This window comes from Streptomyces sp. HUAS TT7 (assembly GCF_051550175.1).
Lineage (GTDB): Bacteria > Actinomycetota > Actinomycetes > Streptomycetales > Streptomycetaceae > Streptomyces.
Window position 1 is genome coordinate 3,978,166 of record NZ_CP196175.1, and the last position, 11,813, is coordinate 3,989,978.

General features: G+C 71.5%; 10 protein-coding genes. 5 read left to right on the top strand and 5 right to left on the bottom strand.

The window, feature by feature from the left end; translation table 11 throughout:
• The first annotated feature begins 297 nt into the window (after nt 1–297).
• Nucleotides 298–1,800 (top strand): M4 family metallopeptidase, encoded by a 1,503-nt coding sequence (locus ACSHXC_RS17905; RefSeq protein ID WP_438296655.1) that lies wholly within the window; start codon nt 298–300, stop codon nt 1,798–1,800.
• 33 nt (nt 1,801–1,833) lie between these two features.
• Here ACSHXC_RS17905 and ACSHXC_RS17910 read toward each other — a convergent pair whose 3' ends face one another.
• Both ACSHXC_RS17910 and ACSHXC_RS17915 read right to left on the bottom strand, forming a co-directional pair.
• The gene (locus tag ACSHXC_RS17910; RefSeq protein ID WP_438292545.1) at nt 1,834–3,285 is read right to left on the bottom strand and encodes a M1 family metallopeptidase; all 1,452 of its coding nucleotides are present in this window, start codon (nt 3,283–3,285) and stop codon (nt 1,834–1,836) included.
• Nucleotides 3,286–3,315: 30 nt separating this feature from the next.
• Nucleotides 3,316–3,876, bottom strand: a complete 561-nt coding sequence (locus ACSHXC_RS17915; protein ID WP_438292546.1) for a GlcG/HbpS family heme-binding protein — start codon at nt 3,874–3,876, stop codon at nt 3,316–3,318.
• A 494-nt stretch (nt 3,877–4,370) separates the two neighbouring features.
• On the opposite strand from ACSHXC_RS17915, the gene ACSHXC_RS17920 reads away from it, so the two are divergent.
• From ACSHXC_RS17920 to ACSHXC_RS17930, 3 genes are all read left to right on the top strand, one after another.
• Nucleotides 4,371–5,774: a sensor histidine kinase gene (locus tag ACSHXC_RS17920; protein WP_438296656.1), complete on the top strand. Its 1,404-nt coding sequence runs from the start codon at nt 4,371–4,373 to the stop codon at nt 5,772–5,774.
• The gene (locus ACSHXC_RS17925; protein ID WP_438292547.1) at nt 5,771–6,397 is read left to right on the top strand and encodes a response regulator; all 627 of its coding nucleotides are present in this window, start codon (nt 5,771–5,773) and stop codon (nt 6,395–6,397) included. The genes ACSHXC_RS17920 and ACSHXC_RS17925 overlap by 4 nt, the downstream gene beginning before the upstream one ends.
• A 710-nt stretch (nt 6,398–7,107) precedes the next feature.
• Nucleotides 7,108–7,608, top strand: a complete 501-nt coding sequence (locus ACSHXC_RS17930) for a hypothetical protein (protein WP_438292548.1) — start codon at nt 7,108–7,110, stop codon at nt 7,606–7,608.
• An 87-nt stretch (nt 7,609–7,695) separates the two neighbouring features.
• On the opposite strand, the gene ACSHXC_RS17935 is transcribed toward ACSHXC_RS17930, so the two are convergent.
• Entirely contained in the window at nt 7,696–8,379 is a 684-nt protein-coding gene (locus tag ACSHXC_RS17935) for a pentapeptide repeat-containing protein (RefSeq protein ID WP_438292549.1), read from the bottom strand.
• Nucleotides 8,380–8,531: 152 nt separating this feature from the next.
• Between ACSHXC_RS17935 and ACSHXC_RS17940 the strand changes: the two genes are divergently transcribed.
• Nucleotides 8,532–9,752 (top strand): NAD(P)-binding protein, encoded by a 1,221-nt coding sequence (locus ACSHXC_RS17940; protein ID WP_438292550.1) that lies wholly within the window; start codon nt 8,532–8,534, stop codon nt 9,750–9,752.
• 109 nt (nt 9,753–9,861) lie between these two features.
• Here the strand turns inward: ACSHXC_RS17940 and ACSHXC_RS17945 are convergent, their stop codons facing one another.
• Together ACSHXC_RS17945 and ACSHXC_RS17950 are read right to left on the bottom strand one after the other, a co-directional pair.
• Nucleotides 9,862–10,332, bottom strand: a complete 471-nt coding sequence (locus ACSHXC_RS17945) for an N-acetyltransferase family protein (RefSeq protein WP_438296658.1) — start codon at nt 10,330–10,332, stop codon at nt 9,862–9,864.
• A gap of 141 nt (nt 10,333–10,473) precedes the next feature.
• Complete coding sequence (locus tag ACSHXC_RS17950; RefSeq protein WP_438292551.1) at nt 10,474–11,664, bottom strand: hypothetical protein; 1,191 nt, start codon at nt 11,662–11,664, stop codon at nt 10,474–10,476.
• Between the last annotated feature and the right edge of the window lie 149 nt (nt 11,665–11,813).

The following is an 11,813-nucleotide window of genomic DNA, read 5'->3' on the forward strand; positions in this document are numbered from 1 at the left end:
CGCCCGCTGACGCGTGTGAGGTGCCCCCGGCGTTCACGCCGGGGGCACCTTCTCGTTCACCCCCGGAGCCACCTCATACGCATCCGTGGCCTCAACTCCCCCTAGCACGGCTTGAATTAGTCGGTCAGCGGACACCAACGACCCAGATTCGGACACGATCAAGCCAAATATTTGTCGGGTCTCTGTCAAGAAGTAGTCATTAGCTGGCAGTCTCCAACTCGCCCCCACGGAACGAGTGAAGGAGACCACCGAGTGCGAACCACTCTGCGTGCCGCCGCTCTTGCTGCATCCGCCGCCATGGTCGTCGTCGGCGTACAAGCCGGCTCGACCGCCGGCGCCACCGACCGCGCCGCCGGTGCCACCGCCATGGACCTCAGCACCGCTCAGCGTGCCGACGCCCTGCGCACGGCCCAGGAAGCCGCCCCCGCCACTGCCCAGCAACTCGGGCTCGGCGCCAAGGAAAAGCTCGTCGTCCGCGATGTGATCAAGGACGCCGACGGTACGGTCCACACCCGCTACGAGCGCACCCTGGACGGCCTGCCCGTCCTCGGCGGCGACCTCGTCGTGCACACCGCGAAGAACGGCACCCTCAAGGGCGTCGACAAGGCGACCGACGCGAAGATAGCCGTCGCCACCACCACCGCGCTCAAGGCCGCCCCCACCGGCTCGCGCAAGGTCGTCTGGGCCGCGGACGGCAAGCCCGTCCTCGCCTACGAGCGCACCGTCACCGGCACCCAGCCGGACGGCACGCCGAGCCGCCGCGACATCGTCACGGACGCCACCACCGGCGCCCAGCTCTACTCCCACGAGGAGATCGAGACCGGCACGGGCACCAGCGAGTACTCCGGCAAGGTCACGCTCGGCACCACCAAGAGCGGCTCGACCTACAGCCTGACCGACGCCGCGCGCGGCGGTCACAAGACGTACGACCTGAAGGGCGGCAGCTCCGGCACCGGCACGCTCTTCACGAAGTCCACCGACACGTGGGGCGACGGCACGCCGTCCAACCGCGAGACCGCCGCCGTCGACGCCCACTACGGTGCGGCCGAGACCTGGGACTTCTACAAGACCGAGCTCAACCGCAACGGCATCGCGGGCAACGGCAAGGCCGCCTACTCGCGGGTCCACTACGGCAACGCGTACGTCAACGCGTTCTGGGACGACAGCTGCTTCTGCATGACGTACGGCGACGGCGAGGGCAACAAGAAGCCGCTCACCGCGCTGGACGTGGCCGGGCACGAGATGAGCCACGGCCTGACCGCCGCCACCGCCAAGCTGAACTACAGCGGGGAGTCCGGCGGCCTCAACGAGGCGACCAGCGACATGTTCGGGACGTCGGTCGAGTTCTACGCCAACAACGCCTCCGACAAGGGCGACTACCTCATCGGCGAGAAGATCGACATCAACGGCAACGGCACGCCGCTGCGCTACATGGACAAGCCCAGCAAGGACGGCGCGTCGGCCGACTACTGGTCGAGCGGGGTCGGCAACAAGGACGTGCACTACTCGTCCGGCGTCGGCAACCACTTCTTCTACCTGCTGTCCGAGGGCAGCGGCGCGAAGACGATCAACGGCGTGAACTACAACTCGCCGACCGCCGACGGCTCCAAGGTCACCGGGATCGGCCGGGTCAAGGCGTACAAGATCTGGTACAAGGCGCTCTCCACGTACATGACGTCGACCACCAACTACAAGGCCGCGCGCGCCGCGACCCTCAAGGCGGCGGGCGACCTGTACGGCACGACCAGCACCGAGTACAAGACGGTGGCGGCCGCCTGGACCGCCGTCAACGTGAAGTGACCGATGTGAAGTAGCGGATCAACCCACCTGGTTCTACGGGGAGTCGGGCTTCCCGTCCCCGTAGAGCCAGGTGTCCCACACCGCCGAGAGCTTGTGCCCCGCCGCGTCGTCCACGAAGCGGGTGAAATCCTCGGTCGAGGCGTTGGCGTGCCGGTGGGTGCGCACCCAGTCCTGTACGAGCGTGTAGAACTTCTCGTCGCCGACGGCCTCCCGGATCTTGTGGACGACCATGGCGCCGCGCACGTACACCGGCCGCCCGGACACATCGGCGGCGGTCGGCGGCTCGGCCGGCGGGAAGGCCCAGATCTCGTCGCCGTCGCCCTTGGCGTACTCCTCCTCGAACTGCTGCTGCGCGCTCGGCCCGCCGTGGTCCTCGGCCCACAGCCACTCCGAGTACTGCGCGAAGCCCTCGTTCAGCCACATGTCGCGCCACGCGGCCGGGGTGACGGAATCGCCGAACCACTGGTGGGCGAGCTCGTGCACGAGGGTGCTCAGATCGAAGTGGTCCAGCGGTATCACCGGCCGGTTCTGCGTCTCCAGGGCGTAGCCCGAGGCCTTCTCCGGCGCCACGATCACGCCGGTGGACGCGAACGGGTAGGGCCCGAAGTTGTGTTCCTCCCAGGCGATGATGTCCGGGAGTTGAGCGACGACGCCGGCGGTCTGCTTCTTCACACCCGGGTCGACGGCGTTGTAGATCGGGATGCCGGACTTGGTCAGCCCCTTGTCGTCGATCTCGTACGGCCCGATGGCGACGGTCGCGAGATAGGTGGCCATGGGCTCCTTGACCCGCCAACTGAACGCCGTACGCCCGCCCTTGCTGACCTTGGACACCAACTCGCCGTTGGACACGGCCTGTTGACCGTCCGGCACGGTCACCTTGATGTCGTACGTGGCCTTGTCGCTCGGGTGGTTGTTGGACGGGAACCAGGCCATCGAGCCGGTCGGTTCGCCGAGCGCGAGCACGCCCCCGTTCGGCGACTTCAGCCAGCCCTCCTCGGAGCCGTCGAGGTCCGTGATGGTCTTCGGGCTGCCCGAGTAGCGCACGTACGCGGTGAACGTCTCGCCCCGGGTGAGGTCCGTACGGGGGCGCAGCGTCAGCTCGTCGCCGGCCCGGTTGACGGCGGCGGGCTCGTCGTCGACGGTGGCCCCTTCGACGTCCATCCCGGCGAAGTCGAGGGAGAAGGCGCTGAGGTTCTTGGTGGCCCGCGCGACGATCGTGGCCCCGCCCTTGAGGTGCCCGCTCGCCGGGTCGTAGTCGAGGTCCAGGCTGTAGTGCTGGACGTCGTAGCCGTCGCTGCCGAGCTTGGGGAAGAGCGCGTCGCGCGTGCCGGAGGAGCCCGGAGTGCCGGTCACTCCGCCGGTGCAGGAGGTGACGGCGAGGGCGGTGAGCAGTGCGACGGTGGCGAGGCGGGTGCGGCGGGCGTTGCTCGCGCGGTTGGCCCCGCGCCCTGTCGACGCTGCCCGCCTCTCCGGTCGTTTTTCCACGCCTGTGATCCTACGGGCGGTGGCCGCTGCTCACTTGTCGAGGGTGGCGACGCCCGCCCGGGCGAACTTCTCGTCGAGGTCGCCGCTCGGGGCACCGGCCACGCCGATACCCGCGACCGGCGCGCCCTTCGCCTGGACGGGGGCACCGCCCGCGAGGAACAGGGTGCCGGGGATGTCCTTGAGGTTCGGGGCCTGGGCGAGGCGCTTGGCCAGCTCGGAGGTGGGCGCGTTCCAGGAGACGGCGGTGTACGCCTTGCGCACGGCCGACTCGGGCGACTGCGGCCCGGCACCGTCGCCGCGCAGGGTGACGAGGGTGTTGCCGTTGCGGTCGACGACGGCGACGGACACCTTCTGGTTCTCCTTGCCCGCGGCGTCGAGCGCGGCCTGGGCGGCCTTGGTGGCGGCGGCGACGGTGAGGTGGGTGGAGGTGGTGAGGTTGCCGCTGGCGGCGCTGCTGGTGGTGCTCTGCGCGGCCGGGCCCGCGGCACTGGCGGAGACGGCACCGAAGGTTCCGGCGGCGGCGATGGCAAGGGCGGTGGCGCCGAGGGCGAGCCGCTTGGTCCTGGTGTTCTGCGTGCTGTTGAGGTTCATGCTTCGATCCTGGGGGCGGCAGGGGCCGCGTGCGGTCGGCGTTCCGGCTGCCCGCGGAACCCGGACCGGCTGACCTTCCCGTCAGCCGATCGGCTGATGCGAGGGTGACCGGATCGGGTCACGATGAGTGCGGATGAGTACGTATGCGCAGGTGAGGAGGGTGGATGAGCGACGATCCGGCTGACACCGGGGGCGGGGCGGAGGATGGCGGGGAGCCGCTCGGCACCGGGGGCGGGGCGGAGGGGGTTGCCGTGCCGGCCGGTACGGAGGCCGGGGCGGGCCGTGTTGGCGCCCGGACCCGCAGCGGCATCGACGGGGCGCGGGACCCTGTCGCCCCGGCCGGCACCGACGACGGAGCGGCAGGCGCTGATGTGCGGGCGAGTGGCAGTGCCCCCGAGGCGCGGGAAGACATAAACCCACCCGACACCGACCACGGGACGCGGCACACTGACACCCGGACCGACAACAGCGACAACGCCACGGCAAGCGCTGATGTGCGGGCGGGTGGCGGCGCCCCCGGGGCGCGGGGCAGCGTCGACCCGGCCGGCACCGAGCGCTGGCTGCCCGTTGTCATGCATGCCGCGTTCTTTCTGCTGCTCGGGGCCTCGCTCGCGCGGTTTCTGATCCGGCATCCCGGGGAGCCGCGCACGCCCTGGATCATCGCGCTGTCGGCCGCGCTGGCCGTGCTGTACGTGCTCGGCCCGGCGCTGGGTTCGCGGCCGACACCGCGGCGGCTCGCGTGGCTGGGCGGGGTGGTGGCCACCTGGATGGTCCTGGTCGTGCTCGCACCGAGCTTCGCGTGGTGCGCGGTGCCGCTGTTCTACACGGGCCTGCGCACGCTGCGACCGCGCGCGGCGCTGGTGCTCGTCGGGGTGCTTACGGCGTTCGTCGTCACGGCCCAGGTCGAGCTGTCCTCCGACGGCTTCGACCCGAACCTCGTCCTCGCGCCGCCCGCCGTCGCCGCGATCGCGACGGCGGTGTTCGTCCAGATGCAGCGCCAGGCCGACCGGCAGCACCAACTGGCCGACCAGCAGCGGGAGTTGATCGACGACCTCCTGCGCACCCGGCGCGAGCTCGCCGCCACCGAACGCCGCGAGGGCACGCTCGCCGAGCGGCAGCGGCTCTCCATGGAGATCCACGACACCCTCGCGCAGGGCCTGTCCAGCCAGCAGATGCTGCTCCAGGCGGCGGACCGGGTGTGGGCCGCGGACCCGGACGCGGCGCGCCGTCATGTCCGTACGGCGGAATCCATCGCGGAGCGCAACCTCGCGGAGGCACGCCGCTTCGTCCACGACCTGGCCCCGGCGGACCTGGCGGAGGGCGGCGGCCTGGACGAGGCGCTGCGCACGCTGGCGGCGCGGGAGTCGGTGGAGTCGGGATCGGGGCCGGTCGAGGTGCGCTGCCACATCGACGGGGCGCCGAACGCCCCGCTGCCCGACCGCGTCGAGTCCGCCCTGTTGCGCATCGCCCAGGGCGCCCTGGCGAACGTACGCGAGCACGCGGGGGCCACGACGGCGGCGCTGACTCTCACTTATCTGGGCGACCAGGTGGTCCTCGACATCGCGGACGACGGGCGGGGTTTCGGCCCGGGGGCTCTTGATGTGCGGGGGGACTCGGGGGGCGGGGCCGCCCAGGGGCCTGTCGTACGGGTGGACCCCGCCTCCGCCTCCAGCCTCGCCTCCACCCCGGGGGTGGACCCGCCCCCCGGGTCCGGGCCCGCCCCAGCTGCCTCGGCGGACGCCGGCCCCCTTTCTTCGCAGCCCCCCGGCGTACGGGGCTACGGCCTGCCCGCCATGTACGCGCGGGTGCGGCAGCTCGGCGGGAGCCTGACCGTGGAGTCGGCCCCCGGCGAGGGCACCGTCCTGTCCGCCGCGATCCCCCTGGAGCCCCGGCCATGACCGACCCCGTACGGATTCTGCTCTGCGACGACCACGCGGTGGTACGCGCGGGCCTGCTCGCGCTGATCGGCAGCGAGCCGGACATCGAGGTGGCCGGGGAGGCCGGCAGCGGCGAGGAGGCGGTGGCCGCGGCGGCCAAGCTGAAGCCGGACGTGGTGCTGATGGACCTCCAGCTGGGCCCAGGCATCGACGGCGTGGAGGCGACCCGGCGCATCGCGGCGACCGGAGTGCACGTCCTGGTTCTCACCACGTACGACACGGACGCGGACATCACGCGGGCGATCGCGGCGGGAGCGACCGGCTACCTCCTCAAGGCCGAACGCCCCGAGGAGCTCTTCGCCGCGATCCGGGCGGCCGCCGAGGGGCGCACCACGCTGTCCCCGCCGGTGGCCAGCCGCGTCATGAACCAGCTCCGCGGTGCCTCCCGCCCCACCCTCACCCCTCGCGAACTCGACATCCTGGCGCAGTTGGCGAACGGTCTGGGCAACCGGGAGATTGCCCGGGCGCTGTTCATCAGCGAGGCGACGGTGAAGACGCATCTGGGGCGGATCTACGAGAAGCTGGGCGTTGACACGCGGGCGGGGGCGGTTTCTGTGGCCAAGGAGCGGAGGCTCTTGCCGTAGGCCGGGCGGAGTGCGGGTGGCCCCGCCGGGGCCCGGGGTGGCTCCCCGGGCGGGGCGTGCGGCTCCGCCGCGTGGCTCTGGGGGCTGCAACCCCCGGCAGGCTGCACTGGGGCTCCGCCCCAGACCCCGGATGCCCCCACCCCGCCCCTTCCCTAGACCCGCCGGGGGTTGGAAAGGGTGAAGCCGGTTTCCTGGGGCTCCGCCCCAGACCCCGTTCGCGCCTGAAGGGCGCTCGTCCTCAAACGCCGGACAGGCTGAAATGCCCCGGTGCGGGCCAGCACCAATGCAGCTAGGGCGCGGGGCTGTGACATGTGCGGCTCCGCCGCGATGGGGTCCCCCTTGTTCGAGCGAAGCCGAGAACTTGGGGGAGCAAGCAGCTACCCACGGCCCGCGGTCGAAGGAATCTTTAGGGGCGCGGGGAACTGCGCGACCAGCCACGCACGGCTCGCAGCCGAAGGATCACTCAGTCACCCCCTCCGGCGTTTGAGGAGCAGGCCCGGGGCCGGAGCCCCCGAGAAGGTACGGCGGCGAAGCCTCCGGGGGGCAGGGCGCAGCCCAGCACGGACACCCCCCCCGGGTTCAAGGGCGCGCCCCAGCGCAGAGCCCCCGGGTCAGGGCGCAGCCCAGCGCGGACAGCCCGGGGTTCGGGGCGGAGCCCCGTGAGAGGGCTGCGGAAGGGGTGCCCACCCCAGACATGACACCATCGACCCGTGCTCGACATCGGCTACTCCCTATCCCGCCGCTTCCCCGACCCCACCCACATCGACTACAGCCGCGCAGACGTCCACACCCTGCGCCACGACCTGTTCTGCGGAGACGTCTACCTCGCCGACACCAAGGCGGACCGCGAGGTATCCACAGCCTGGGGATGGGTGCCGGTGCTGGACTTCGCGTGGGCGCTGTGCGACACCGTGGAGCGCCTGGACCGCGACCCGCTCGGCTCGCGCGCCGCGCGGCCCCAGTACGCCGAGATCGACTTCACCGAGTCGACGGACCGGATGCTCTTCGAGCGCCGATTCGGCTGGGTGGACGTGGAGGCCGACTGGATGCCCGCCGACGAGGAGCCCCTCACCTTCGCGCACACCGAACTCCGCCGCGAGACAAGGGACTTCCTGCACGACCTGATCGCGGATCTGACCGACATGCACGAGGGCCTCGGCGACAACCCGATCGTCTGGGACCTCCAGGCCCGCTTCCCCAGAATGGCCTGACCGGGGGAATGGCCTGACGGGCCCGGCGGCCAACCGGGCCGGGCGGCGGCGAATCCCCTCGCCCGAACCCCCGCCCTCAGCGGACCCTCACGCCTCCACCCTCACCCCCACCTGCGCCGCGAACGCCGGTGCCAGGTCGAGGAGTTGGGTCGGGCTGATGACCGCGCCCGCGAGTCGTTCCACCCCGCGTGCGATGTCGAGCAGGGTCGCGCCGCGCAGGTCGACGTCCTTCATCCGGGCGCCCGTGAAGTCGGCCCGGCGCAGTTCGCAGCCGCGGAACTCGACGCGCACCAGCGTGGCCCCGCCGAAGTCCGGCTCGGACAGGACGCAGCCGTCGAAGACGACGTCACGCAGCTCGGCCTCGCGCAGGTTCAGGTAGTCGATCTTTCCGCCCTTGATCAGCACGCGTTCGAGCACCGAGCCGTGCAGCTGCACTCCGCCCATCCGGACGTCTCGCACCTCCACGTCACGCAGGCTCGCCCGCGCCAGATCCGTACCGACACCGCGGATTCCCGAAAGCACCGAGTCGATGAAGCGGGCCCCGGTCAGCCGCGTATCGTCCAGGCCGCATCCGTAGATCCCGCAGTCGAGGAAGCGCGCGCTGTGCGCCTGCTGTCCCGCCAGATCGAGGTCCCTGAACTCCAGCCCGTCATAGTCACCCTCCGGCTCCAGCTCACCCGCGCCGAACGGCGCCAGTGGTGGCAGTCGCACCTCCGCCCTGCGGGCACCCGCCGTAGCCGCCGTCTTCTTCGCACTCCGTGCCGCTGCCATGTCCCCATGCTGGACCATGGCACTGACAATCACCCCTGCTCGCGCAGGGGGGAACCCCCAGCTCCGTAAATTCGCAGCCCGGACATGTCACATTCCGGCCCCCCGCCCCGTCCAGTCTCCGTACGCCGTGCGCATCGCGAATGGAGACAGCAATGTCAGCATTGTCGGCAAGGGCAGCGGGGACGAACCGGGACCGCACCGGCCGGATCACCGTCATTGGCGGCGGCTTCGCCGGACTGACCGCCGCGATCACCGCCGCCGAGTCCGGCGCGTCGGTCACCCTGTACGAGGCGCACGGCGGCCTGGGCGGCCGGGCCCGTACGGCCGCCGCCCCGTACCGGACGAACGAGGGTCCGCACGCCCTCTACAGCGGCGGCCCGCACTGGGCCTGGCTCAAGCAGCGCGGACTGCTCGGCCCGGTCGCGTCCGTACGGCCTGCGGAGGCGATACGGTTCCGCTTCCTCCGGCGCGGAACCCTGCACCGAACCCCGCCGCTCGCCCTGCTCCGCCTGGCCCGCAAACGCCCCGAACTGGCCCCGGTGGACGTCGACTTCACGACCTGGGCCACTAAGCACATAGGCAGTCAGGGCGCCCGCGCGACCGCGCACTACATAGCCGTCGCCCTCTTCCACCACGACCCCGGTTCGCTGTCCGCCCGCTTCGTACAGGAGCGCCTGCACCGCGCGGCGGCCCTGCCGCCCGAGGCGCACTACCCGGTCGGCGGCTGGGGCGCGCTCATCGAGCGGATGGCGTCGCGCGCCTGGGACCTGGGCGTACGCATCGAGACGGACGCCCGGGTCGCCGAACTCCCCGGCACCACCGAAGGCCCCGTCGTGGTGGCGACCTCCCTGGACGCAGCCCGCCGCCTCCTCGGCGACTCCAGCCTCACCTGGCCCAGCGGCCGCTCCGTCCTGCTCGACCTGGCGCTGGCCGCCCGCCGGGGCGACCCGTTCGTGGTCTCCGACCTGGACACCCCCGGCTGGCTGGAACGCTTCACCGGCAACGACCCGGGCCTCGCCCCGCCCGGCGAGCACCTGTACCAGGGCCACTTCCCCATCGCCCCGGACGCATCGAAGGCCGCCGGAGTCGAGCACGCGGAACGCCTGCTGGACGCGGGGTTCCCAAGCTGGCGCGACCGCACGGCCTGGCGCCGCGAGGCCGTCGCGACAGGCCGCACGGGCGCGGTCGACCCACCCGGCACAACATGGCGCGACCGCCCCGCAATCGCCCGGGGCCAGAGCGTGTACCTGGCAGGCGACCAGGTGGCGGCCCCGGGAATCCTCTCGGAGGTGGCCTTCAACAGCGCAATGGAGGCGGCGTCTCTGGCACTGAAGGACCTCAGGCTGGCCCGGCTGGACGACCGACGTGCTTGAAACAGATGTCCCGCCATCGGCCGGCCAGGGCCTCGCGGGCAGCCCGGACGCTCGATCAGGAATGCGGGGGCACGAAGCGGGACCGGCCTTCGTCAGATGTCGTACTCGGCTACGCCCCGAGGGCGGTCAACGCCTCATCCGTGAGCCGGTACACCGTCCACTCGTCCTGCGGCCGCGCCCCCAGCGACTCGTAGAACGCGATCGACGGGGTGTTCCAGTTCAGGACCGACCACTCCAGGCGCTCGTACCCCCGCGCCACGCAGATGCGGGCCAGTTCCGTCAGGAGGGCCTTGCCGTGGCCGCCGCCCCTGGCCTCGGGGCGTACGTACAGGTCCTCCAGGTAGATGCCGTGCACCCCGCGCCACGTCGAGAAGTTCAGGAACCAGAGCGAGAAGCCCACCGGCTCGCCCGACTCGTCCTGCGCGATGTGCGCGAACGCGGCCGGGTGCTCGCCGAACAGGGCCTCGCGGAGCTGCTCCTCCGTGGCGCGTGCCTCGTCCAGGCACTTCTCGTACTCGGCCAGCTCCCGGACCATCTGGTGGATCACCGGGATGTCGGAAGGGGTGGCCTTGCGGATCATGGGTGTTGTCATGGGCGTCGTCGTCATGGGCGCAGGGTAGGTCGCCTCCCTGTCGCCCGCTCTGCCATTTCGCCCTGCGGACCTCGATCCCATGGCACGGCCAGTTCGGCAGGCCCCATGCAACGGCCCCATCTCGCAGACCTACGGCAGGACGAAGCCGATCGCCGGGAGGCTCGGGACGCCCAGGAAGCGGGTCGCCGCCAGGACCGGGGAGTTGAGCGCCGCCTGCGGGCGCGTCAGGGCGAAGGACTTCGCCGTCCGCGGCTTCACCCGGTTCTCGGCCGGCAGGGTGTTCGCCGCGCCGGGGAGCTGGACGATGACGGCGCCGGCGGTCACGGAGACCGCGACCCACTCGGCCCGGTCGTTCCGTACGTGGACCCTGACCCTCTTCCGCGGTGGCGGCGGCACGGGTGCCAGAGCGGGGTACGGGTTCCGTGCGGGTGTCTGGGGGTTCAGCGGGAAGCCCGTGAACCGCTGACGGTTGCCCGGGAACCCCGCATCCGGCCGGGGGTTCCGCGGGAACAGCGTCGACGCCTGGGGGTTGCGCGGGAACCTCCCCAGCAGCGGGGGGTCGGGATTCGGGCGCGCCGGCCTCGGGGGGTCGTCGGCGACGGGCGGGAGTTCTTCCACCCGCACCTCCACCCCCGCACACACGACCGGATGGCCGTACTGCACACGGACGGCGAGGCGTGCCCCGGCTGTGGGCGGCCTTCCCGGCGCCGAAGGCAGAATCGGCTTCCCCGCCTTGGCGGGCTGCTCGCCGTACCTCTTGCAGAGGTACAGCACATCGGCGTACGACTTGGTCGGCAGCGTCGTCCCGTACAGCATCTCCTTCTCCAGGATCTGCCGGGCCGCCCCGATCGTCTTCTTCACGTCGGGCAGCGAGGGCACCCACAGCCAGCAGCCGGCGATGGCCACATCCGCCACCGCCTGGCGCTCCGGGGACTTCATGTGCTCGGCGATCCCGAAGGCGTGTACGAACTCGCGGCGGGCGTCCCGGATCAGTTCGCGGCGGTCCCTCTCGCTCCGCCACACATCGGGCAGATCCCGTACGTATCTGCGCCCGGCGGCCATGTACTCCTCGAACTCGCGCCCCGGGATGTCGCGCACCTGCCGGCCGACGAGGTCGACCTTCTGCCCCAACTCGTTGAATTTCCCGCCGAGTTGCTGCAGATCCGACTCCTGCCGGGTCGATGTGGCGACCAGGACGTCCACCACCTGGGTCGCCACCCCGGCCCAGTCCGCGCTGTCCATGGGCCGGCCCTGGATCAGCTGGGCGACGGCCGCCCGTGTCGCAATGAGACCCAGCGCGATCGCCAGATCAATGGCCATGGCCCACCCCCCGAGACAGCCCGACACCCTCAACTCTAGGGATATTTCCGCCAGTTGACCTGTTCGCGTACGAAACCGTCACCTCTGCGGGAGTGATCCCGGACCACCGCACATCAAGCCAGGGCCCGCACGACCCGAATGTCGGTCCT